Here is a 23,659-nt window from a genome sequence, read left to right as displayed (position 1 = left end):
CAAGCTTCGAGCCCCTTATGACCACGCCCTTCGTACATCTTCGCGTTCACACCGAATACTCGCTGGTCGACGGCCTGGTGCGGCTCAAGCCGCTGATCAAGGCCACGGCCGAGCGGGGTATGCCGGCCCTGGCCGTCACCGACGAGGCCAACCTGTTCGGCCTGGTCAAGTTCTATCGCGGTGCCCAGGGTGCCGGGCTCAAGCCGATCATCGGCGCCGACCTGTGGCTGGCCAACCCCCAGGATGAAGGCCACCCCTACCGCCTGACCCTGCTGGCCATGAACGACATCGGCTACAGAAACCTCACCGAGCTGATATCCCGTGGCTGGATGGAGGGGCAGCGGCAGGGTCGGGCACTGCTCGACCGCGCCTGGGTGCTCGAGCAGAGCGAGGGGCTGATCGCCCTGTCCGGCGCCCGCGACGGTGAGATCGGCCGTCATCTGCTCTCCGACCACCGGGACGAAGCCCGGGCGCTGCTGGACGAGTGGAACGCCGCCTTCCCGGGGCGCTTCTATCTGGAGCTGGTGCGTACCGGCCGGCCGCTGGAGGAGGAGTGCGTGCATCTGTCGGTGGCGCTGGCCATGGAGACGGGTACGCCGGTGGTGGCCACCAACGACGTGCGTTTCCTCGAGCGCGACGACTTCTGGGCCCACGAGACCCGGGTCTCCATCGGCGAGGGCCGTGCGCTCGACGACAAGCGACGCGAGCGGCGCTACACCGAGGAGCAGTACCTCAAGAGCCCCGAAGAGATGGCCGATCTCTTCTCGGATATCCCCGCAGCGCTCGAGAACAGCCTGATGATCGCCGCGCGCTGCAGCGTCGACGTGCGGCTGGGCGAGATATTCCTGCCCGAATTCGAGATTCCCGAGGGCATGACCCAGGACGAGTTCTTCCGCAAGGTCTCCCACGATGGCCTCACTGAACGGCTCGACTTCCTCTTCCCGGCCGAGCGCTACCCGCGGGACGGGGCGGAGTATGCCGAGATCGACGCCCGCTACCGCAAGCGCCTGGATTTCGAGCTCGACATCATCATCCAGATGGGTTTCCCCGGCTACTTCCTGATCGTGATGGACTTCATCCAGTGGGCCAAGGACAACAATGTCCCGGTAGGGCCGGGGCGTGGCTCCGGTGCTGGCTCGCTGGTGGCCTACGCCCAGAAGATCACCGACCTCGATCCGCTGGAGTATGACCTGCTGTTCGAGCGCTTCCTCAACCCCGAGCGGGTCTCGATGCCCGACTTCGACGTCGACTTCTGCATGGAGAAGCGCGACCGGGTCATCGAGTACGTGGCCGACCGCTACGGCCGCAACGCCGTGTCCCAGATCGTCACCTTCGGCACCATGGCCGCCAAGGCGGTGGTGCGCGACGTAGCCCGGGCCCAGGGCCGGCCCTATTCGCTCGGCGACAAGCTCTCCAAGCTGATTCCCTTCGAGGTCGGCATGACCCTGGCCAAGGCCATCGAGGCCGAGCCAGCGCTGAAGGAGTTCATCGACAACGACGACGAGGCCCAGGAAATCTGGGAGATGGCGATCAAGCTGGAGGGCATCACCCGCGGCACCGGCAAGCACGCCGGCGGCGTGGTGATCGCCCCCACCAAGCTCACCGACTTCGCACCGCTGCTGTGCGACGAGGAGGGCGCAGGCCTGGTCGTGCAGTTCGACAAGAACGACATCGAGGAGGCCGGGCTGGTCAAGTTCGACTTCCTGGGGCTGCGGACCCTGACCATCATCGACTGGGCGCTGGAGATGGTCGACAAGGTGCGTGCGGCGGCCGGCCAGGGGCCGCTCAACATCGACACCATCCCGCTGGATGACGCCCCCACCTTCGAGATGCTCAAGCGCGCCGAGACCACGGCGGTGTTCCAGCTCGAATCCCGCGGCATGAAGGAGCTCATCAAGCGCCTGCTGCCGGACTCGCTGGAGGACATGATCGCCCTGGTGGCGCTGTTCCGCCCCGGCCCCCTGCAGTCGGGCATGGTCGACGACTTCATCAACCGCAAGCACGGCCGCGCCGAGATCTCCTACCCCCACCCGGACTACCAGCACGAACTGCTCAAGCCGGTGCTCGAGCCCACCTACGGCATCATCCTCTACCAGGAGCAGGTGATGCAGATCGCCCAGGTGCTGGCAGGGTACAGCCTGGGACAGGCCGACATGCTGCGCCGCGCCATGGGCAAGAAGAAGCCGGAGGAGATGGCCAAGCAGCGTGCCGGCTTCATGGAGGGCTGTGCCGCCAACGGCATCGACAAGGAGCTCGCGGGCAATATCTTCGATCTGGTGGAGAAATTCGCCGGCTACGGCTTCAACAAGTCGCACTCGGCGGCCTACGGCCTGGTCTCCTACCAGACCGCCTGGCTCAAGTCGCACTACCCCGGCCCCTTCATGGCGGCGGTGATGTCCACCGAAATGGACAACCTCGACAAGGTGGTGCCGCTGATCGAGGAGTGCCGCCACCTGGGGCTGACCGTGACCCCGCCGGACGTCAACGTCGGCGGCTACAAGTTCACCGTCGATATCGAGGCGCGGGTGGTCTACGGCCTGGGCGCCATCCGCGGCGTGGGCGAAGGGCCCATCGGTGCCATCGTCGAGGCGCGTGAAGCCGATGGGCCCTTCAGCGATCTGTTCGACTTCTGCCGCCGGGTCGACCCCCGGCGCATGAACAAGCGTACCCTGGAGGCGCTGATCCGCTCCGGGGCGCTGGACAACCTCGGCCCCAACCGCGCGGTGCTCAGCGCGGCGATGGAAGCCGCGCTCAAGGCCGCGGCCCAGACCCAGGCCAACCAGAACCTGGGCATGATCGACATGTTCGGCGAGGCCTTCGCCGAGGAGTCTGAGGTGGATCCCTACGAGGCCTATCGACAGACCCGCGAGTGGACCGACAAGGAGCGCCTGGCCGGCGAGAAGGAGACGCTGGGGCTCTACCTCACGGGTCACCCCATCGACGAGTACGAACAGGAGCTCAAGCGCTTCGTCTCGACGCGTATCAGCGACCTCAAGCCTTCCCGTGAGCCGCAGCGGGTCGCCGGCCTGGTGGTGGGGGTGCGTACCATGAAGTCCAAGCGCGGCGATACCATGGCCTTCCTGACGCTTGATGACCGTACCGGGCGCATCGAGGCCTCGCTGTTCGGCGAGATGTTCGAGGCGCTGCGTGGCCAGCTCGACACCGAGCAGGTATTGATTGTCGAGGGGGAGGTCTCCAGCGACGACTACTCCGGCGGGCTGCGCCTGCGCGGCAAGGAGATTACCCCCATGGTGGCGGCGCGCAGCCGCTACGGCGAGGCCGTGGAGCTTTCGCTGGACGGCGACCGGGTCAATGGGCGGCTGGTCGACAACCTCCGCGACAGCCTCTCGCCCCACTGCGACGCGAGCGGGCTGCCGGTCCGGCTGCGTTATCGCAACGGCGAGGCGGTCGGCTGGCTGGAGCTGGACGAGCAGTGGCGGGTAGCGCCCTGCGACGAGCTGCTGATCGCGCTGCGTGAGGTGCAAGGGCAGGACGGCGTGAGGTTGAAGTATCGCTAGACTCTGTCCGAAAAGTGCCTGCGCTCGGTCATACGGCGTTAAAAAACGGCTTAAAATGCTCATTTACTAAAGTAAACTCCGCTTTTTCGCCGTTTTTTGCCTTGTCTGACCATCGCTCGTCGACTTTTCAGGCAGAGCCTAAGACTCACCTCACCACCTTGGCTGCGAGCGGCGCCGGGGACAGGTCGAAGCGGAGGTCCTTTTCCAGGGATGGAAAAGGTAGCGCCCAGGGACGGGTTCACAGCGCCTCCGCATAGACCTGTCGCCGGAAAAGCCGCGTTTTCACGCCTTGCGCGACTTCGTCAGGGTGCGATAATGCCGACACTCGAATTTATGGCTTCCGGGGCAAGAAGCGGTCAATGTACCCCGGCGACAGCAATGACAAGGCGGCTTAGCCACTATGAATCCCAACTATCTCGATTTCGAACAGCCCATCGCCGAGCTTCAGGCCAAGATCGAAGAGCTGCGCCTGGTCGGCAACGACAGTCAGGTCAACCTCAGCGACGAGATCAGCCGGCTCGAAGAGAAGAGCCGCAAGCTCACGGAGTCCATCTTCAAGGACCTGAGCCCCTGGCAGGTGTCGCAGCTTTCGCGCCACCCGCAGCGGCCCTACACCCTGGACTACCTCGAGCACATCTTCACCGACTTCGATGAGCTGCATGGCGACCGTCGCTTTGCCGACGACCCGGCCATCGTCGGCGGAGTGGCGCGCCTGGACGATCGCCCGGTCATGGTGATTGGCCACCAGAAGGGGCGTGAAGTGAAGGAGAAGGTTCGCCGGAACTTCGGCATGCCCCGCCCCGAAGGTTACCGCAAGGCGTGCCGGCTGATGGAGATGGCCGAGCGCTTCAAGATGCCGGTGCTGACCTTCATCGATACCCCCGGGGCATACCCAGGTATCGATGCGGAAGAGCGCGGCCAGTCGGAAGCCATCGCCTACAACCTGGCGGTGATGTCGCGACTCAAGACTCCCATCCTCGCTACCGTGGTGGGTGAAGGCGGCTCCGGCGGAGCGCTGGCCATCGGCGTCTGCGATGAGCTGACCATGCTGCAGTACTCCACCTATTCGGTGATTTCCCCGGAGGGTTGCGCGTCGATCCTGTGGAAGAGCGCCGAGAAGGCTTCCGACGCCGCCCAGGCCATGGGCATCACCGCCGAGAGGCTCAAGGAGCTGGGTTTCGTCGACACGCTGATTCCAGAGCCGCTGGGTGGTGCCCACCGGCATCCTGTCGATACCGCCGAACGGGTCAAGACGGCGCTGCTGGACAGTCTCGAGCGCTTGGAGGCCATGGATACCGAGGCCCTCCTGGAGCGCCGGTATGAGCGCCTGATGAGCTATGGCGCACCAGCATAAGAGAGAATCTCTTCAGGCTCTGATCGATGACGCCCTGGCGGAGACCCCGTCGGGGCGTGTCGTCTGGGTGGCCCTTTCCGGCGGACTGGACTCCTCGCTGCTGTTGACCCTGGCGGCGCATGCCATCCAGCGCCATCCCCGCCCGCTCTACGCGCTCCACGTGAATCATGGCCTGCAGGCTGGTGCCGATGACTTCGAGGCCCACTGCCGGCGGCTCTGCTCCCGTCTCGGGGTGCCGCTGTTCGTTGAGCGAGTTGACGTCTCGCTGTCGGGGGGGCTGGGCCTGGAAGGGGCGGCCCGTCAGGCTCGCTATTCGGCCTTCCAGCGCCGGGTCGCCTGCGGCGAGACCCTGTGGCTCGCTCAGCACCGCGACGACCAGGCCGAGACCTTCCTGCTCGCTGCCCTGCGCGGCAGCGGCGTGCGCGGCCTGGCGGGAATGCCGCCAGGCCGCGAGTGGCAGGGAAGGTGCCTGGTGCGCCCCCTGCTGGCGCGCTCCCGTGGCGAATTCGAAGCCGAGGCCCAGCGGATCGGGCTACGCTGGATCGAGGATCCCTCCAACGCCGACGAGTCACTCGATCGCAACTTCCTGCGCCGCAGCGTGCTGCCGCTGCTGCAGTCACGCTGGCCCCATGCCGGTGAGACACTGGCGCGCTCGGCAAGACAGGCTGGTGAAGCCGATGCGTTGCTCGACGAGCTGGCTGCGCTGGATCTCCAACGGCTGGGCGGGAACCCGGGGCAGCTGCCGGTGGCGGCACTCAACGCCTTGTCGCTCCCCCGCCAGCGGCTGCTGATTCGTCACGCCTGTCGTTCTCTATCGCTACCCACCCCTCCTGAGTTGCGCCTCGCTGCCCTGATGGCGCAGCTGTCGGCACGGCGCGATGCAGGGGTGCGGATCGATTGGCCGAACGGCGAAGCGCGTATCTGGCGAGAGTGGCTCTACCTGCTTAGCCCGAGCGGCCCGATGCCGGAGGGGGGGAGGATCGACTGGGACGGGTTGGCACCCCTGGAGACTCATCTGGGGCGTTGTGATCTCACGCTGCGGCGCCGTGAGGGAGGGCCGGCCGCGCTTCGGCTCTTGCTGCGCCAGGGCGGCGAGCGTCTGCGTCTGGCGGGACGCGGTTCACGTGACCTGAAGCGCCTGCTCCAGGAAGCCGACTTGCCTCCCTGGGAGCGGGGGCGGCTGCTGGTGGCCTGGCACGGTGATGTGGTCGTGGCGGTGCTGTTGCCGGAGCAGAAACGCTGGCTGTTCGTTGCGGAGGGTTGGGACGCTGGGCCGGAGTATCACTGAAGGCGGCTCAGCTCCTGTCGCCGACGAAATCGCCATTCCGCGCCATCATGTCGTAGAGCACCCCCTCCCGCAGCGCACCATCGGCGTAACGCAGCCGAGTAAGGCCGAAGCTCTCGAAGATGGCACCAAGAATGGCTACGCCGGCAGGAAAGATACGGGTACGGTCGTGCTTGAGTCCCTCCATGGCGACGTTATCGAGATGCCTAAAGGCGATCAGCCGCTGGCGCAGTTCGAGTAACCCCCGGCGTGTGATGGTTCCCTCCTCGGCACCGTCAAGATCACCGCTTGCCGCAAGGACTGAGGCGACGGCCTTGATGGTACCGCTGGAACCGACCGGGTCGGTCCAGCCGAAGGCCTGATAGGCGCGGCTGACCCGGTTGCACGCGGCTTTCGCGGCCTGCTCGGCACAGCGCATGCTGTCTTCACTGAGAGTCCCGTCCGCAAAATGTCGCCCGGTGAAGGTCACACAGCCGATGTCCAGACTCTCCAGATGCAGTGGCGCGAAGTTCTCGCCGATGGCGAACTCGGTGGAGCCGCCGCCGATATCGATGATCAGCCGCTTGCCGTTCTCGGCCAGGGCATGTGCCGCGCCCAGATAGATCAGGCGCGCCTCCTCACGGCCATCGATGATCTCGATGGGGCAGCCCAGCAATGATTCCGCGCGTTCGACGAAGGTCTGGCGGTTGCGTGCCGTGCGCAGTGCGCTGGTGCCCACGACCCGCAGTCGGCCCGGTGCGATGTCGCCCAACAGTGGAACGAAGCGAGCCAGGGAGCGCAGCGCGCGCTGCATAGCCTCCTCGCTCAATCGATTGGCCTGATCGAGTCCGGCGGCGAGCTGGACCTTCTCGCCCAGGCGTGCCACCGCCTGCAGCCTGCCCTCCTGGTAATTGGCGACCAGCAGGTGGAAGCTGTTGGAGCCCAGGTCGATCGCAGCCAGCCGCTGTCGAGGCGTGGTAGCGAGTGGCTTTTGTGGGCGAGGCCGTTCCATTGGCTGAGTCATCGAGGCATCCTGATGGCAGAGAGTCCAAGGTTGCGGCGACTCCCTTGTCGTGTCAATTAGCAGGGTGTGTCGGGTTATGGGGTTGCGTTCGTCGCCGCCCTTGACTAACATCGAGTCGTTCGCCTGTTCCGAATGCTTTCCGACCGAGACACGACGTCCGCGTCGCGGTCCTATATCAAGTCGTCAGACAGCCCCTTTTGTCGCTCGCTATCATGTGCCCGCAAGCCATGTTGGCATTTGAAGACGCCCAGGCGATTGTAGTCCAGGCGACAATTGTGCTGCTCCCTCGAACACGATACCGTTCCGGCGACCCTTCTAGTGCTGGTTAGTGCATGAAGTTAGGTCGTGATTTGCCGGTCATCACCTGCGAGTGGATGCCTTCCCAGGCTCTGAACGCACCCAAGCGGCGTACCGTTTTATCCCCCGTCACATTCACGGCGCCGTGCCGCCACGCTGACATGAGCAACTTCCGAACACACCGATGAATCTTACCGAACTCAAGCAAAAGACCGTCCCGGAGCTCCTGGAGCTTGCCCGCGAAATGGGCATCGACAACCTGGCTCGCTCGCGCAAGCAGGACATCATCTTCGCCATCCTCAAGAAGCACGCCAAGAGCGGCGAGGATATCTATGGCGATGGGGTGCTCGAAATCCTGCAGGACGGCTTCGGCTTCCTGCGCAGCGCCGACAGCTCCTACCTGGCCGGCCCCGACGACATCTATGTTTCGCCGTCGCAGATCCGTCGCTTCAACCTGCGCAAGGGCGATTCCATTTCCGGCAAGATCCGGCCGCCGAAGGAAGGGGAGCGTTACTTCGCGCTGCTCAAGGTCAGCCAGATCAACTTCGACAAGCCGGAAAACGCCAAGCACAAGATCCTGTTCGAGAACCTCACGCCACTGTTCCCCAACGAGCGGCTGCGCATGGAGATCGGCAACGGCTCCACCGAGGATCTGACGTCGCGCATCATCGATCTCACCGCACCCATCGGCAAGGGCCAGCGTGGGTTGATCGTCTCGCCGCCCAAGGCGGGCAAGACGCTGATGCTGCAGAACATCGCCACCTCGATCACGCGTAACGACCCCGACTGTCACCTGATCGTGCTGCTGATCGACGAGCGCCCCGAGGAAGTGACCGAGATGTCGCGCACGGTGCGCGGCGAAGTGGTCGCCTCGACCTTCGACGAACCGCCGGCCCGTCACGTCCAGGTCGCCGAGATGGTCATCGAGAAGGCCAAGCGCCTGGTGGAGCACAAGAAGGACGTGGTGATCCTGCTCGACTCCATCACTCGCCTGGCGCGCGCCTACAACACCGTGGTGCCCAGCTCCGGCAAGGTGCTCACCGGCGGTGTCGACGCCCACGCCCTGGAGAAGCCCAAGCGTTTCTTCGGCGCCGCGCGTAACATCGAAGAGGGCGGCAGCCTGACCATCATCGCCACGGCGCTGGTGGATACCGGCTCCAAGATGGACGAGGTGATCTTCGAGGAGTTCAAGGGAACCGGCAACATGGAAGCCCACCTGGACCGCAAGCTCGCCGAGCGACGCGTCTACCCGGCGATCAACATTCGCCGTTCCGGCACCCGCCGCGAGGACCTGATCGCCTCCGAGGACGAGATGCAGCGTATGTGGATCCTGCGCAAGCTGCTCAACCCGATGGAAGATACCGCGGCGACCGAGTTCCTGATCGACCGACTCAAGGATACGAAGACAAACCTCGAGTTCTTCGAGGCCATGAAGAGACGCTGATTCTGGCCTGCTGCGCTCGACGATACGGCGTTGGAAAACAGCTCAAGCTGCTCATTTACTAAAGTAAACTCCGCGCTTTCGCTGTTTTCCGCCTTGTCTCGTCTTCGCTCGCGACGGCCAGTTCTCAACTCTTTGAGGACTTTGTCGAGGTGAGCGGTGCCGGGGACAGGCCGGAGAGGAGGTCATTCTTCAGGGATGAAGAATGTAGCGCCCAGGGAAGGGTTTACAGCGCCTTCTCGAAGGCCTTGTCGCCGGGTAAGCCGCGGTTGCTTGACTGGCTTGGATGACGGGACGGCGGGTAAGAGAAAGGGGCGGCATGCTATGCTGCCCCTTTCGTCGTTCGGGAAACGGGATGGGATTGGTTCATGAAATACAAGGATCTACGGGATTTTATCGCCGCGTTGGAGGCTCAGGGCGAGCTGGTTCGCGTCTCGGCCGAGGTCGATCCCTACCTGGAAATCACCGAGATCTGCGACCGCACCCTGCGCGCCGGTGGCCCGGCGCTGCTGTTCGAGAACGTCAAGGGTCACGACATGCCGCTGCTCGGCAACCTGTTCGGCACGCCGAAGCGGGTCGCCCTTGGCATGGGTCAGGACAGCGTCGAGGCGCTGCGCGAGGTGGGCAAGCTGCTCGCCTTCCTCAAGGAGCCTGACCCGCCCAAGGGCATGCGTGACGCCTGGGACAAGCTGCCGATCTTCAAGCAGGTCATGAGCATGGGACCCAAGACGGTGCGCAGCGCTCCGGTGCAGGAGGTGGTGCTGGAGGGCGACGACGTCGACCTCGGCCGCCTGCCGATCCAGCACTGCTGGCCAGGTGATGTCGCCCCCTTGGTGACATGGCCGCTGGTGGTCACCCGCGGGCCGCACAAGAAGCGCCAGAACCTGGGTATCTATCGCCAGCAGAAGCTCTCCCGCAACCGACTGATCATGCGCTGGCTGTCACACCGGGGTGGAGCGCTCGACTTCCAGGAGTTCCAGCAGACGAACCCGGGCGAGCCCTTCCCGGTGGCGGTGGCGCTGGGCGCCGATCCGGCCACCATCCTGGGTGCGGTCACCCCTGTGCCGGACTCGCTCTCCGAATACGCCTTCGCCGGACTCCTGAGGGGCTCGCGCACCGAGCTGGTCAAGTGCGGTCATGCCGACCTGCAGGTGCCGGCATCGGCTGAGATCATCCTGGAGGGCTTCATCTACCCGGACGATACCGCGCCGGAAGGCCCCTACGGCGATCACACCGGCTACTACAACGAGGTCGACGAGTTCCCGGTCTTCACGGTCACGCGCATGACCATGCGGAAAGACGCCATCTACCACTCGACCTACACCGGACGGCCGCCGGACGAACCGGCCATTCTCGGCGTGGCGCTCAACGAGGTCTTCGTGCCAATCCTGCGCAAGCAGTTTCCCGAAATTACCGACTTCTATCTCCCGCCGGAGGGCTGCTCCTACCGCATGGCGGTGGTGACCATGAAGAAGCAGTACCCGGGTCACGCCAAGCGGGTGATGATGGGGGTGTGGAGCTTCCTGCGCCAGTTCATGTACACCAAGTTCGTGGTGGTGCTGGACGACGACGTCAGCGCCCGTGACTGGAAAGACGTTATCTGGGCCATCACCACGCGGATGGACCCTGCCCGGGACACCGTACTGGTGGAGAATACGCCCATCGACTACCTCGACTTCGCCTCCCCGGTGGCGGGGCTGGGTTCCAAGATGGGCCTCGACGCCACCGCCAAGTGGCCCGGCGAAACCGATAGAGAGTGGGGCACGCCCATCGTCATGGACGAGGCCGTCAAGGCCCGTGTCAGCGAGCGCTGGAACGATCTGGGCATCGCGCTGCCTTCCAACCCTGATGACAAGAGGCATTCATGACGGCAAGGACCCTGACCTGCCAGGTGACGGCAGTGGAGGATCTCACTCCCGACGTGTTCCGCGTCCGGCTGGAGGGACGCCCCGAGGCCATGGCCCACGACCCCGGCCAGTACCTCGAGCTGGCGCTTGACGATGACACCTGGGTGCCGTTCTCCATTGCCAGCGCCCATGGCGGTGACGGCACCCTCGAACTGCATATTCAGCATTGGCCGGAGCGGGAGAACTCCGAGCGCCTGCGCAACCTGGTCGTGGTTGCCCGGCACCTGACCCTGCGCATGCCGGGAGGCGACTGCGTGCTGGACAGTACCAGCCGGCGGCCGCTGTTGCTGATTGCCGCGGGGACCGGCTTCGCCCAGATGAAAGCCATCGTCGAGGCCTCGCTGCACGAGTCCCCGCAGCGGCCCATCGACCTGTGGTGGGCGGCGCGTGAACGGCGTGACCTCTATCTCGAGAGCCTGGCGCGGCAGTGGGCCGAGAGCCACGAGAATGTTCGCTTCCATGTGGTCACCGAGGTGGCGCCGGAGACGCCGGTAGCCGGCGAGCGCGTCCAGGGGCATCGGGGACGCATCGACCAGGCGCTGGCGGAGGGGCTCGACGATATCTCCGGCCATGACGTCTACCTCTCCGGGTCGCCGGGCATGGTCTACGCCTGTGTCGACGTGCTGGCCTCGCTGGGGCTAACTGCCTCCCGGGTCTTCTCCGATGTATTCGCCTATGCGCCGCGCCAGCCGCTGGTGCCTACGGCCGGCGTGCTCAGGCGGGAGGGCGGTAGGTGAGCGCCTCGCCGATCCTGATCACCGGTGGCGCGCAGCGTGTGGGGCGCCACTGTGCCGAGCGGCTGGCCGAGGACGGGCATCCCGTGATCATCAGCTACCGCCGCGAGCGGGCCGAGCTGGAAGCACTGCGCGAGCGGGGCATCGTGGCACTCGAGGCCGACTTCTCCACCGAAGCGGGTATCCTCGACTTTATCGCCCGCCTCAAGATCGAGACATCGTCGCTGAGGGCCATCGTGCATAATGCCAGCGACTGGGCGCCGGACTCGGCCGGCGCTCAGGCGGGGGCGACCTTCGAACGGCTGTTCCGCATTCATATGCAGGCGCCCTACCTGGTGAACCTGCACTGCCGTGAGCTGCTGGACGCCTGCGGGGAGCCTCAGCGCGATATCGTGCATATCTCCGATTACGTCGTGCAGAAGGGTTCGAGGAAGCACGCCGCCTATGCTGCCACCAAGGCGGGGCTGGAGAGTCTGACGCTCTCTTTCGCGGCCATGTACGCCCCGTCGATCCAGGTCAACGGCATTGCCCCGGCCCTGATCATGCTCAATGAGGGCGATGATGAAGCCTACATCGAGAAGGTGCGGGCCAAGTCCGCCATGGGCACGGTGCCGGGACCTGGCGTGATCTACCAGAGCCTGCGTTACCTGCTCGACAACCGTTATGTCACCGGGATTACCCTGCCGGTCGATGGCGGCCGGCATCTTCGCTAGACTGTCAGTCATGGACACCAAGCCCTGCCGGCGTCGTACCATGGCAGAGAGCAAACGATCTAGCTGAGGCAAAGGAGACGAACATGGCCCCACTGAAGGAGTATCATGACGACACAGGGCTACTTTGGCTGTTGCCTCTGGCGGTAGTTCTGGCGATCAACCTGCTGCCGCTAATCATTGGTGTGATGCGCGCCGTGGCGGCCTGAATCCGGGCTTGCCAAGGTTGCCGCGATGCGGCACGATGAAAGCAGACCTCAGGGAGACAACCATGACACCGAGCCTTGCTAAGCCCAGCAATTCCTTCAACCGCACTCCCGGCGCGGTGGAATTGGGTGGCGTTGGCTTGGGTGACTTCGGTGATCAGTATTGGTACTGGTTTAGCGCCGGTGTGCCGGCGGCCGGGTCCTAGGACACCGCCGCGAAGGCACACCCTAACCGGGTTGCCTCCCACCACGAACCCCCGGTCGGCAACCCGCCCGGGGGTTTTGCGTTATGCAGCCCCGAACACTATCTTTGCAACGTAGTCTTTTGCAATGCAGCAATGAGAGGAGACGCACCATGACCGCACGCTACAGCGCCTTTGCCGCCTACGCCCGGAGCCGCCAGGATTATTTTGGCTGGGGCTATGGCTGGCGATTTAGCGCTACGCGGTCGGGCCAGTGCGCCACCTCCGACCGTGAGATGACCGGTGGCACGAACACGTCACTATGTTTACCGATCTCACGGAGTTGATGACCATGAATGCCCATGCTTCCCTTGCCGAGCGCCAGACGGACCGCCGAGCCGAGTTTGACCTTGCCGCTGAAACGAGTCGGACCGAGATGACGCTGCCCACCCCTGGCGAACTGCGACACACCCTTCCTCTGGGGCCTCAGCTGGTCGAGCGGGTCCACGCCCAGCGCCAGGCTGTCCATGACATCCTGCAGGGCCGTGACGACCGGCTGCTTGTGGTGGTCGGCCCCTGTTCGATCCATGATCCCGTGTCCGCCCTGGAATATGCGCAACGCCTGGCCGAGCTGGCACCCAAGGTGTCGGACCGCCTGCTGCCGGTGATGCGGGTCTACGTGGAAAAGCCGCGGACAACGGTGGGCTGGAAGGGGCTCGCCTATGACCCAGACTTGGACGGTAGCGGCGACATGGCCCGCGGCCTTCAGCTGTCACGTCAACTGATGCGCGATATCGCCTCGCTTGGCCTGCCGGTCGCTACCGAGCTGTTGCAGCCGATGCTGGCCCCTTACCTGGATGACCTGCTGGCCTGGGTTGCCATCGGCGCGCGCACCACCGAGTCCCAGCTGCATCGCGAGCTGGCCAGTGGCCTGGACGCGGCGGTGGGTTTCAAGAATGCCACCAGCGGCGACGTCAAGGTCGCCCTGGACGCCATGCAGGCGGCGGCGCATCCCCACCAGCACTTCGGCCTTGCCGGCGACGGTCGCCCCGTGATGCGCGAGACGGCGGGCAACCCCCACACGCACGTGGTGCTGCGCGGCGGACACGGCGGCCCCAACCACGACGCCGGTTCTGTGCAAGCCTGCCGCCAGGCGCTGAAAGCCGCCGGGCTGACACCGCGGCTGATGGTCGACTGTAGCCACGCCAATGCCTGCAAGGACCACCGTCGCCAGGGTGAGGTACTGCGTGACGTGCTGGCACAGCGCCTGGCCGGTGAAACCTCGCTGATGGGGCTGATGCTTGAGAGCTACCTGGAGGAGGGGCGCCAGGCCCTCGAGCCCGCCACCCTACGCTACGGCGTGTCGGTGACCGACGCCTGCCTGGGCTGGGAAGCCACTGAGGCGCTGCTGCTGGAGGCAGCGGAACAGCTCCGCTCGACTTGATCCGGCCGGTTGGCCATGCCGACCTGGCCTCTTTGCCTGTACCGTGGCGGTGAATGACGGGATAATCCCGTACTTTCCCGCCGCGAGCCAAGCAGAGGAGGCATCGATGCCGTTCCGTTTCGAGCACCATGACCCGGAGTCCTACCGTCGCAAGGCGCGACTGATCAGCGTGGCCATGGCCGCCCAGCTGATCGTCTTCGGCCTGGTGTTCTCCCAACTGCTGACCGCTACCTTCGGCTCCAGCCTCTGGCTCAATGCGCTGGGGGTGTTTCTGGGCCTTATCGTCACCAGCCTGACCTTTGCCGTACTGCGCGAGCGTCCCTGGATGACCGAGATGCGCTATGTCTGGCAGCTCAAGCATCACCTGTCTCGTGTGAGCGGCTATCTCTCCACCCTGCGTCGCGAGGCGGAGCAGGGCAATGACGTGGCACTCGACCTGTTGACCTTTTACCACCAGGGCATGGTTCAGCTGGCTGAGCTAAATGGCCGCACCATGGATGACGACGGCGAACTCATTGCCGAGCGACAGAAGATCAGGGGACTGCGCCAAGACAGGGGCCTGGCCGAGCGGGTAGAGGGGTTCGATCCGCACGACCTGGCCGCCTTCAAGCGGAGCTAGAAGCCAGCAGCCGGGCCGCGCGCTTGGCGAAGTAGGTGAGGATGCCGTCGGCACCGGCTCGCTTGAAGCACATCAGAGACTCGAGGATCACCTCGTCGGCCTCCAGCCAGCCGTTGTCGAAGGCGGCCATGTGCATGGCGTATTCGCCACTCACCTGATAGGCATAGGTGGGGACCTTGAGCTCGTCCTTGATGCGCCGCACCACGTCGAGATAGGGCATGCCCGGCTTGACCATCACCATGTCGGCCCCCTCGGCCAGGTCGAGAGCCACTTCGTGTAGCGCCTCGTCGCCGTTGGCCGGGTCCATCTGGTAGGTGCGCTTGTCCGCCTTCCCCAGGTTGGCAGCGGAGCCCACGGCATCGCGGAAGGGGCCGTAGTAACGGGAGGCGTACTTGGCGCTGTAGGCCATGATGCGGACGTTGTGCAGGTGTTCCTGCTCGAGTACCTGGCGTATCTCGCCGATGCGGCCATCCATCATGTCGGAGGGTGCCACCACGTCGGCCCCGGCCTCGGCATGGGAGAGCGCCTGCTTGAGCAGGGTTTCCACGGTGCGGTCGTTGAGGACATAGCCGTTGGCGTCGATGATGCCGTCCTGGCCGTGGCTGGTATAGGGGTCGAGGGCCACATCGGTCATGATCCCGAGTTCGGGGACGGCCTCCTTCAGTGCCCGGACGCTGCGCTGTACCAGTCCGCTGGAGCTGTAGGCCTCTTCGGCCAGCTCGCTCTTCAGCGACTGGTCCACCACGGGGAACAGGGCGATGGCGGGGATGCCCAGCGCATGAGCGTCCCGGGCCTCATCGATCAGCAGGTCCAGCGACAGGCGCTCGACGCCAGGCATTGATGGAACGGCCTCACGGCGCTGCTCACCTTCGAGAACGAACACGGGCCAGATCAGGTCGGATGGCGTCAGGGTCGTTTCCCGCATCAGGCGACGAGAGAAGTCGTCACGGCGCATGCGACGCATGCGGGTGGCTGGAAACTGGCGTGTGGTCATGAAGCTCAAGGTTCTTCTCCGGCTGTAGGGGTCCAGGTGGTCCCGTGTCGATGCCCTTGAGTATATCAGTGCTAACGGCTGCCGGAAGCGGAGGCTTGTCGCACCCCGCGTGACTCTCTAAAGTGTTGGCTTTCAGCTGACGTGTTGGCTTCAGGATTATAGGCAGTGCTCTTCATTCGAGGCGCCTTCATTACAAGGAGAAAGACATGAGCAAACAGGTGGCGGTCATCCTGTCGGGCTGCGGCGTCCAGGACGGCTCGGAGATCTACGAGACCACCCTGACCCTGCTGCGGCTGGACCAGTTGGGTATCGGCTATCGCTGCTTCGCACCGGATATCGAGCAGCATCATGTCATCGATCATCGCAGCGGAGAGGCTGTCGAAGGTGAGCTGCGCAACGTCTTGACGGAGTCGGCTCGGCTTGCGCGAGGCGAAATCAGCTCTCTTGAAGAGCTCGAACCATCCGAGTTCGATGCCGTGATCCTGCCAGGAGGCTTCGGGGCAGCCAAGAACCTGTCCAACTTTGCCTTGGCGGGTAACGAATTGGAGATTCACGAAGGTCTGGTGGAAGCCATTGCGCCGTTTCATGAGGCACGCAAGCCCATCGGCCTGATGTGTATCACACCCGCCCTGGTGCCGAAGCTGCTGGGGCCGGGGATCGCCGTGACCATCGGACACGACCCGGGCGTCTCCGGTGCAATCAGCGCCATGGGAGGGCTGCATCGCAGCTGCGGCGTCGAGGATATTGTGGTCGATTTCGAGAACCGCGTCGTCACCACGCCTGCCTATATGCTGGCTACCCGCATCAGCGAGGCCGCCACCGGTATCTTCAAGCTGGTCGATCGTATCGATGAAATGATGGATCTCTAGGCACTGGCGCAAGCCAATGCCCCCGCCCGATTCGATCGGGCGGGGGCTTTTTAATGCCGGTCAGGATTTGTCGTGCTCCCCGGTTTCGTCTTCCGCTTGGGAGGCCTTGCGGCGACGGTAACGCACCAGGCGGCCGAACAGAATCCCCACCTCATAGAGCAGATACATGGGCACCGCCAGCAGGCTTTGGGAGATCACATCCGGCGGCGTGAGCAGCATGCCCACCACGAAGCAGCCCAGGATCACATAGGGGCGTTTCTTCGACAGACTTTCCACGGTAGTGGCGCCAGAGGCAATCAGCAGGAAGGTGGCGATGGGGATCTCGAAGGCCACTCCGAAAGCGAAGAACAGCTTGAGGACGAAATTGAGGTACTGGTTGATGTCGGTCATCACCGCCACGTTCTCCGGCCCGGTCTGGGTGAAGAACTGGAACAGCAGCGGGAACACCGCATAGTAGGCAAAGGCCGCACCGGCGTAGAAGAGGCCGACACTGGAGGCCAGTATCGGCATGGCCAGGGCCTTCTCATTATCGTACAGCCCCGGTGCGACGAAGGCCCAGGCCTGGTGGAGCACATAGGGGATGGCCACGAATACCGCCACCACCAGGGTCAACTTGAAGGGGGCGAGAAAGGGCGAAGCCACCTCGGTGGCGATCATCTGCGAGCCTTCCGGCAGCAGCGCCATCAGTGGTTGTGCCACGAAAGTGTAGATTTCGTTGGCGAAGGGGTAGAGTCCGAGGAAGATCACGAAGATCGCCACCACCGAGCGCAGCAGACGCGATCGCAGTTCGATGAGGTGTTCGATCAAGGGTGCCTGGCCGAGATCCTGCTTGTCACCGGAGTCGCTCATCGGGAAGCGGCATCCTTCTTGTCATCGTCGGGAGGAGTGGAGCGCTCGTCGGCAGGCCGCTCGTCGGGTTGACGGGCATTGGCCAGGGCGTCGTCGAGCCGGGCGGCGGCCTGCTGCGGCGGAGGTTCGTCAGCTGGGCTGTCGGGTTCGGCTTTTTCGTTGGCGTGACGGCTGGGCGTCGAGGTGGAGTAGGGCTTGGCGATACTCTCCACGTCGCGCTTTGCCCTGTCGAGGCTCTCATCGAGCTTCGACTGCTGCTCCTTGAGTTTCTGGCGCAGCTCTTCCGCCTCGAGCTGCGAGCTGATCTCCCGCTGCATGCTCGAGACGGAGCGCTTGATCTTGCCCACCCACAGGCCGACGGTGCGTGCCGCCTTGGGCAAGCGTTCCGGGCCGAGCACCAGCAGGCCCACGACACCGAGGATCAGGAGTTCGAGAAAGCCGATATCAAACATGAGGGCTTATTTGCGCTCTTCCTGATTATCCACCTTGTCCGCTGCCGCTTTTTCTTCGGCACGTACGTCATAGGTATTGGGCTGTTCGTCATGGGCGACCTTGGCCTGTGCCTTGTCCTTGTCGTCCTTCTCTTCCTCGTTCACGGCCTGCTTGAAGCCTTTCACCGCGCCACCCAGGTCGGTGCCGACATTGCGCAGCTTCTTGGTGCCGAAAATCAGGATGATGATGCCGAGTACGATCAGCAGTTGCCAGATACTGATGCCACCTAACATGAATAATTCCTCTGATGCGGGCTTCCGGTCGATCCGGAGCACCTGTTTACTTGGACCTTGCCGCCTTCTCTTCGTGCCCGGAGATACCGAAGCGACGGGCCAGTTCATCGAGTACGTCCTGGTGATCGAGCCCGAGATGCGACAGCATCACCAGGCTATGAAACCACAGGTCAGCGGTCTCGGCGACTAGCGCTTTGCGCTCTGCCTCACCGCCGGCCTCGGCATCCTTGGCTGCCAGCACTGTCTCGGTGGCTTCCTCGCCGACTTTCTCGAGTATCTTGTTCAACCCCTTGTGATGCAAGGCTGAAACGTAGGAATCGTCGGGATCCGCGGCTCTGCGTTGCTCCAGCACTTCGAAGAGTTGATCCAGAATATCACGCATGACAGGGCTTCCGTTTGCGGTGGGTCAAGTTCATTGCCAGGCCAGCAGCAGCAGGCCGATGACGGCGATCAACAGCACGGGCCATGGCTGGCCGGCGGCCCATTCGCTCAGCGGTTGCCAGGCCAGCGCCAGCCCCGCCAGGAGTACGCCCAGCCGTAGCCGACGACTACTGCGGCTGCCGTCTTTCAGCTGTCGCCGTATGCCGTCCAGGGCGAGGGCCTGGCGGTGGCGCTGGCGATGTTCATGCTCAATCCGACTAAGGGCGTGGTGCGCCACCGACGGCAGCTCGGGCAGTTGGCGTGCCAGCTCAGGGGCCTGGCGCTTGAGCGATTCCCAGAAGCCGCTGGCGCCGGCGCGTTCCTTCATCCACTGCTCCAGGTAGGGCTTGGCGGTGGTCCACAGGTCCAGGTCGGGATAGAGCTGGCGCCCGAGCCCCTCGATGTTGAGCAGGGTCTTCTGCAGCAATACCAACTGCGGCTGCACCTCCATGTTGAAGCGCCGGGCGGTCTTGAACAGCCCCAGCAGCACCTGGCCGAAGGAGATGTCCTTGAGCGGCTTCTCGAGGATCGGCTCGCATACGGTTCGAATGGCGGCGGCAAACTCGTTGGCCCGGGTGTTCTCGCCGACCCAGCCCGACTCGATGTGCAGCGCGGCGACTTCATAGTAGTCCTGGTGGAAGAAGGCGAGCAGGTTCCGCGCCAGGTAGTCCTGATCCTCTCGGGTGAGGCTGCCGACGATGCCGCAGTCTATGGCGATGTACTGCGGGTCGTGAGGGTGTTCACGGGACACGAAGATATTGCCGGGATGCATGTCGGCATGGAAGAAGTTGTCACGAAACACCTGGGTGAAGAAAATCTCCACGCCGCGCTCGGCAAGGCGCTTGAGATCTGTGCCCTGGGCCTTCAATGCTGCCAGGTCGGCGACCGGGATGCCGTAGATACGCTCCTGTACCATGACCCGACGACGAGTATGGGACCAGTGGGTCGCCGGTACGTAAAGTAGCGGTGAATTCTTGAAGTTGCGCTTCAGCTGCGAGGTATTGGCAGCCTCCTTGTGGAGATCCAGTTCGTCGAACAGCGTTGATTCGTAGTCGCGTACCACTTCCACCGGGCGCAGGCGACGGGCCTCGGGAATCCGGGCCAGTACGCCGGCCACCCGATACATCAGCGCCATGTCCTGGCGCATGATGTGCTCGATGCCGGGACGGATGATCTTGGCCACAACATCCTCGCCGGTATGCAGGCGGGCGGCATGTACCTGGGCAATGGAGGCAGAGGCCAGTGGTTCGGGCTCGAAGTGGGCGAATGCCTCGTCGATCGTCATGTGCAGTTCCGCCTCCACCAGCTCACGGGCTTCGCGACCGGGGAAGGGGGGCACCTGATCCTGAAGTCGCCGGAGTTCGTCGGCGATCTCCTCGGGTAGCAGGTCGCGACGAGTGGAGAGCAACTGACCGAACTTGACGAAGATAGGGCCGAGAGCTTCCAGCGCCAGGCGCAGGCGCTCGCCAGGCGCGCGCTTGCCGACAGGCACCAGGCGCAGTGGCGATAGGATGAACATCAGCCTGAGGTACCAGGGGAGACGCTCCAACGGCAACAGTGTGTCGAGACGGTAGCGGGTGATCACCCAGATGATGCGCAGCAGCCGAAGACTCATCACAGCGCGGCCTCGCGGTCGAGTTGTCGATGCAGCCTCGCCAGGCGCGCTTCGAGGCGGTCGGTGGTCATTTCCAGTTCGGTGAGGTGGTCACGCAGATTCTCGAGTTGGTACTTGCCAGGCAGCAGCTTCGCTTCCTCGAAAACGTACTCGGCAATATCGTTGCGCATCTCGCCACGGGCACGGCGCCCCCAGCGAGTGGCACGGCGCAACCCTTCGGCCAGGCCGTGGGCGGGTACATCGCCCAGCCAGCGGGCCATCTCACCCTCCCAGTCCAGGTCCAGATCCAGCAGCAGGTCGCGGGTTGCCTCCAGCAGATGGACCTGCCCACGTACCGAGAGCTTGCCCTGGAACATCAGCCGTTCGATGCTCTCCCCGCCCAGCAGCTTGCCCAGGGTTTCGGCATTAAGCGTGACCACGGCATCGATGGCGTCTTCGTCTTGTGCTTCCGGGCGCAGCAGGTCCAGGCCGGCAGGGTGGAAGTGAATCGCCAGCGACAAATCGGGGCGCTCGAGGCGAAGCAGCAGACGGTTTCCGCTCAGGCGGGCCAGTCGCGAAGGCGCTGCGGGGTCTTGCGCCAGCAGGGCATTGAGCGTTCTTTCTATGCCGGCCAGCAGCAGGGTGGGGGTCAATGTCATCACCGCCTCAAAGCTTGATACCGCGATGCAGGGCAACGATGCCCCCGGTGAGATTGGTATACTCGACCCGCTCCAGCCCGGCGGCCTCCATCATCTCCTGCAGCGTCTCCTGGTCGGGATGCATGCGGATGGATTCGGCGAGGTAGCGATAGCTGTCGGCGTCGCCGGCAACCATCTGACCCATCCGCGGCAGCAGGCGGAAGGAGTATTCGTCGTAGGCCTTGGAGAGCAGCGGATTGACCGGCTTTGAGAACTCCAGTACCAGCACGCGGCCACCGGGCTTGAGGGACCGGGTCATGGAGCGCAGTGCGGAGGCCTTGTCGGTGACGTTGCGCAGGCCGAAGGCAATGGTGATGCAGTCGAAGGTATTGTCGGGGAAGGGCAGGCATTCGGCGTTGGCCTGCACGTATTCGACATTGCCCCCGACGCCGTTGTCCAGCAGCTTGTCCCGGCCGACCCGTAGCATGGATTCGTTGATATCGGCCAGAACCACCCGGCCGCGTGGGCCCACCATGCGCGAGAATTTCAGCGTCAGGTCGCCGGTGCCGCCGGCGATATCCAGCACGCTATGGCCTGGACGAACGCCGGAGCGCTCGATGGTCAGGCGTTTCCACAGCCGGTGGATGCCGAAGGACATCAGATCGTTCATGACATCGTAGCGGGCCGCCACGGAGTGGAAGACATCGGCCACGCGGGAGGCCTTTTCGTCGACCGGGACTTCCTGGTAGCCGAAGTGAGTGGTGTGCTTGTCACCGGGGCTGGAAAGAGGGCTCATGCGAAAAAGGCTCCCGAATCGCTGCAGTGAGAGGAGGCCGGGGTGATTCGGCCTCGAATGGGCGCCATTGTAGCCTTGCACGACCGTACTTGTCTTGACGTCGGTCCCCTACAACTGCTTGATCTCGATGCCCAGCGGCTCTCTTGAAGCACCAGCTTCCTCCAGGCGTCGCAGGTAGTCGGCCCAGTAGGCGTCGCGATTCTCGATCAGGTCGTGAAGGTACTCCCAGCTGTACAGGCCGCTGTCGTGACCGTCGTCGAAATGCAGTTTGACGGCATAGCGGCCGACAGGCTCGATGTTCTGCAGGCCGACATCCTTCTTGCCCACCTGCAATACCGCCTGACTGGGGTTGTGGCCGCGCACCTCGGCGGAGGGGGAGTAGACGCGCAGGTACTCGACCGGGAGGCAATGGGTCTGGCCGTCGGCGTAGGTGAGCTCCAGCTCGCGGGCCTTCTTGCGGTAATGGATCTTGCTGGGGGCGGGGGTAGTCATGTGGGTGTCCTTCGCAAGAATGGGCGTCAGGCGCCGGGCCGAGCGATTTGCGACAATCAAGAGCGAAACCCTGGCCCTGCGCTTGCAGCTTGCGCGTCGGACAGGAACAAGGTCCCTCTTGCCTGTCCTCGATCGACATCCCTGTCGATCGCCGCGCGCTGCTGCGCTTGAGCCAGCGCTCTTGCTAAGGTCGCGTCACTGCTCGCCCGACGCCTTCATGACAGCTCAGATCATACGTTACCGCATCTCTTACGCTACAGAATATACCGCGACAGATCCTCGTCCATGGCCAGTTCGCCGAGCTGGGAATCCACGTAGGCGGCATCGATCTCCAGCGGCGTGCCGATATCGGCCCCCTTGAACGAGGCCTCTTCCAGCAGCCGCTCCATCACGGTATGCAGGCGGCGCGCGCCGATGTTCTCGGTGCCCTCGTTGACCTTCCAGGCGATCTCGGCGATGCGCACGATACCGTCTTCGGTGAAGCTGATATCCAGCCCTTCGGTGGCCAGCAGCGCCTTGTACTGCTTGGTCAGCGAGGCCGACGGCTCGGTGAGGATGCGCTTGAAGTCCTCCGGCGTCAGCGCATTGAGCTCGACGCGGATCGGCAGGCGCCCCTGCAGCTCGGGGATCAGGTCCGATGGGCGCGACAGGTGGAAGGCGCCGGAGGCGATGAAGAGGATATGGTCGGTCTTGACCATGCCGTACTTGGTCGAGACCGTGGAGCCCTCGATCAGCGGCAGCAGGTCGCGCTGGACCCCCTCGCGGGAGACCTCCCCGCCGCTGGACTGGCCGCTGCCCTTGGTCACCTTGTCGATCTCGTCGAGGAAGACGATGCCGTTCTGCTCTACCGCGTCGATGGCGCGGTGCTTGATCTCTTCCTCGTTGACCAGCTTGCCGGCCTCCTCGTCGCGCAGCAGGGCGAAGGCGTCCTTCACCGCCACCCGGCGAGTCTCGCTCTTCTGCCGGCCCATGTTGGAGAACAGGCTCTGCAGCTGGCTGGTCATCTCCTCCATGCCCGGCGGGGTCATGATGTCGATACCCGGCCCCTGGGGGGTGATCTCGATATCGATCTCCTTGTCGTCGAGCTGGCCCTCACGCAGCTTCTTGCGGAAGATCTGGCGCGTCGAGCTGTCGCTGCGGGCGCTCTCTTCCTGGCCCCGGGGCGGGGGCAGCAGGGCGTCGAGGATGCGGTCCTCGGCGGCGTCCTCGGCGCGGTGACTCACCTCCTCCTTGGCCTGTTCGCGGACCAGCTTGATGGCCGCTTCGGTCAGGTCGCGGATGATCGATTCGACGTCGCGGCCCACGTAGCCCACCTCGGTGAACTTGGTGGCCTCGACCTTGATGAAGGGCGCCCGGGCCAGCTTGGCCAGGCGGCGGGCGATCTCGGTCTTGCCGACGCCGGTGGGGCCGATCATCAGGATGTTCTTGGGGGTGACTTCGTGGCGCAGGTCGTCGTCGAGCTGCATGCGCCGCCAGCGGTTGCGTAGCGCGATGGAGACGGCGCGCTTGGCATCCTGCTGACCGATGATGTACTGGTCCAGGGCGTGGACGATCTCGCGGGGTGTCATCTGTGTCATGGTGG

General features: G+C 64.2%; 21 protein-coding genes and 1 pseudogene. 11 read left to right on the top strand and 11 right to left on the bottom strand.

Annotation, left to right across the window (positions count from 1 at the left end; all coding sequences use genetic code 11):
* Window positions 1-17: 17 nt before the first annotated feature.
* The 3 genes from dnaE (at window position 18) to tilS (ending at window position 6,160) form a co-directional block, all read left to right on the top strand.
* Window positions 18-3,518 carry a DNA polymerase III subunit alpha gene (dnaE, locus tag KZO25_RS07585; RefSeq protein WP_223136488.1) on the top strand — a complete coding sequence of 1,167 codons (3,501 nt, stop codon included), beginning with the start codon at window positions 18-20 and terminating at the stop codon, window positions 3,516-3,518.
* Between the two features lie 400 nt (window positions 3,519-3,918).
* A complete protein-coding gene (accA, locus tag KZO25_RS07580) occupies window positions 3,919-4,872 on the top strand; it encodes an acetyl-CoA carboxylase carboxyl transferase subunit alpha (RefSeq protein ID WP_066450955.1) in 954 nt (317 codons plus the stop codon).
* The gene (gene tilS / locus KZO25_RS07575) at window positions 4,856-6,160 is read left to right on the top strand and encodes a tRNA lysidine(34) synthetase TilS (protein ID WP_223136487.1); all 1,305 of its coding nucleotides are present in this window, start codon (window positions 4,856-4,858) and stop codon (window positions 6,158-6,160) included. The genes accA and tilS overlap by 17 nt, the downstream gene beginning before the upstream one ends.
* Before the next feature lie 34 nt (window positions 6,161-6,194).
* Here tilS and ppx read toward each other — a convergent pair.
* Window positions 6,195-7,160: pseudogene (gene ppx, locus KZO25_RS07570) on the bottom strand (exopolyphosphatase); the annotation flags it as partial.
* 481 nt (window positions 7,161-7,641) lie between these two features.
* On the opposite strand from ppx, the gene rho reads away from it, so the two are divergent.
* The 7 genes from rho to KZO25_RS07540 all read left to right on the top strand — a co-directional run bounded on the left by rho (window position 7,642) and on the right by KZO25_RS07540 (window position 14,700).
* Entirely contained in the window at window positions 7,642-8,901 is a 1,260-nt protein-coding gene (gene rho, locus KZO25_RS07565) for a transcription termination factor Rho (RefSeq protein ID WP_066450947.1), read from the top strand.
* Between the two features lie 365 nt (window positions 8,902-9,266).
* Complete coding sequence (gene ubiD / locus KZO25_RS07560) at window positions 9,267-10,766, top strand: 4-hydroxy-3-polyprenylbenzoate decarboxylase (protein WP_223136485.1); 1,500 nt, start codon at window positions 9,267-9,269, stop codon at window positions 10,764-10,766.
* Window positions 10,763-11,542: an NAD(P)H-flavin reductase gene (locus tag KZO25_RS07555; protein ID WP_223136484.1), complete on the top strand. Its 780-nt coding sequence runs from the start codon at window positions 10,763-10,765 to the stop codon at window positions 11,540-11,542. Before ubiD ends, KZO25_RS07555 begins: the two co-directional genes overlap by 4 nt.
* Entirely contained in the window at window positions 11,539-12,252 is a 714-nt protein-coding gene (gene folM, locus KZO25_RS07550; RefSeq protein ID WP_066450938.1) for a dihydromonapterin reductase, read from the top strand. Before KZO25_RS07555 ends, folM begins: the two co-directional genes overlap by 4 nt.
* A gap of 83 nt (window positions 12,253-12,335) precedes the next feature.
* Window positions 12,336-12,458 (top strand): hypothetical protein, encoded by a 123-nt coding sequence (locus KZO25_RS19965; protein ID WP_256379981.1) that lies wholly within the window; start codon window positions 12,336-12,338, stop codon window positions 12,456-12,458.
* Between the two features lie 531 nt (window positions 12,459-12,989).
* Window positions 12,990-14,081: a 3-deoxy-7-phosphoheptulonate synthase gene (locus KZO25_RS07545; protein WP_223136483.1), complete on the top strand. Its 1,092-nt coding sequence runs from the start codon at window positions 12,990-12,992 to the stop codon at window positions 14,079-14,081.
* Window positions 14,082-14,187: 106 nt separating this feature from the next.
* A complete protein-coding gene (locus KZO25_RS07540; protein ID WP_066450935.1) occupies window positions 14,188-14,700 on the top strand; it encodes a DUF3087 family protein in 513 nt (170 codons plus the stop codon).
* On the opposite strand, the gene hemB is transcribed toward KZO25_RS07540, so the two are convergent.
* Window positions 14,687-15,694 (bottom strand): porphobilinogen synthase, encoded by a 1,008-nt coding sequence (hemB, locus tag KZO25_RS07535; RefSeq protein WP_410505379.1) that lies wholly within the window; start codon window positions 15,692-15,694, stop codon window positions 14,687-14,689. The two genes, KZO25_RS07540 and hemB, sit on opposite strands and share 14 nt — an antisense overlap.
* 206 nt (window positions 15,695-15,900) lie before the next feature.
* Here hemB and elbB point away from each other — a divergent pair, with 206 nt between their 5' ends.
* The gene (elbB, locus tag KZO25_RS07530) at window positions 15,901-16,563 is read left to right on the top strand and encodes an isoprenoid biosynthesis glyoxalase ElbB (protein ID WP_223136482.1); all 663 of its coding nucleotides are present in this window, start codon (window positions 15,901-15,903) and stop codon (window positions 16,561-16,563) included.
* A 60-nt stretch (window positions 16,564-16,623) separates the two neighbouring features.
* Here the strand turns inward: elbB and tatC are convergent, their stop codons facing one another.
* From tatC to hslU, 9 genes are all read right to left on the bottom strand, one after another.
* On the bottom strand, window positions 16,624-17,412 hold the full coding sequence (gene tatC / locus KZO25_RS07525; protein WP_066450923.1) for a twin-arginine translocase subunit TatC: 789 nt from the start codon (window positions 17,410-17,412) through the stop codon (window positions 16,624-16,626).
* Entirely contained in the window at window positions 17,409-17,864 is a 456-nt protein-coding gene (gene tatB, locus KZO25_RS07520; RefSeq protein ID WP_223136481.1) for a Sec-independent protein translocase protein TatB, read from the bottom strand. Before tatB ends, tatC begins: the two co-directional genes overlap by 4 nt.
* Before the next feature lie 6 nt (window positions 17,865-17,870).
* Complete coding sequence (tatA, locus tag KZO25_RS07515; RefSeq protein WP_043513931.1) at window positions 17,871-18,137, bottom strand: Sec-independent protein translocase subunit TatA; 267 nt, start codon at window positions 18,135-18,137, stop codon at window positions 17,871-17,873.
* Window positions 18,138-18,183: 46 nt separating this feature from the next.
* On the bottom strand, window positions 18,184-18,519 hold the full coding sequence (locus KZO25_RS07510; protein ID WP_223136480.1) for a phosphoribosyl-ATP diphosphatase: 336 nt from the start codon (window positions 18,517-18,519) through the stop codon (window positions 18,184-18,186).
* Window positions 18,520-18,549: 30 nt separating this feature from the next.
* Window positions 18,550-20,172 carry a ubiquinone biosynthesis regulatory protein kinase UbiB gene (gene ubiB / locus KZO25_RS07505; protein WP_223136479.1) on the bottom strand — a complete coding sequence of 541 codons (1,623 nt, stop codon included), beginning with the start codon at window positions 20,170-20,172 and terminating at the stop codon, window positions 18,550-18,552.
* Window positions 20,172-20,810, bottom strand: a complete 639-nt coding sequence (locus tag KZO25_RS07500) for an SCP2 domain-containing protein (RefSeq protein WP_223136478.1) — start codon at window positions 20,808-20,810, stop codon at window positions 20,172-20,174. Before KZO25_RS07500 ends, ubiB begins: the two co-directional genes overlap by 1 nt.
* A 7-nt stretch (window positions 20,811-20,817) precedes the next feature.
* A complete protein-coding gene (ubiE, locus tag KZO25_RS07495) occupies window positions 20,818-21,585 on the bottom strand; it encodes a bifunctional demethylmenaquinone methyltransferase/2-methoxy-6-polyprenyl-1,4-benzoquinol methylase UbiE (RefSeq protein WP_223136477.1) in 768 nt (255 codons plus the stop codon).
* 108 nt (window positions 21,586-21,693) lie between these two features.
* The gene (locus KZO25_RS07490; protein WP_223136476.1) at window positions 21,694-22,077 is read right to left on the bottom strand and encodes a gamma-butyrobetaine hydroxylase-like domain-containing protein; all 384 of its coding nucleotides are present in this window, start codon (window positions 22,075-22,077) and stop codon (window positions 21,694-21,696) included.
* Window positions 22,078-22,331: 254 nt separating this feature from the next.
* Window positions 22,332-23,654: an ATP-dependent protease ATPase subunit HslU gene (hslU, locus tag KZO25_RS07485; RefSeq protein ID WP_066450898.1), complete on the bottom strand. Its 1,323-nt coding sequence runs from the start codon at window positions 23,652-23,654 to the stop codon at window positions 22,332-22,334.
* Window positions 23,655-23,659: the final 5 nt, after the last annotated feature.

The organism is Halomonas sp. ANAO-440 (assembly GCF_019915905.1).
Taxonomy (GTDB): domain Bacteria; phylum Pseudomonadota; class Gammaproteobacteria; order Pseudomonadales; family Halomonadaceae; genus Halomonas; species Halomonas chromatireducens.
Note: the sequence above shows the minus strand (reverse complement) of the source record. Positions and strands in the feature narration are given on the sequence as shown.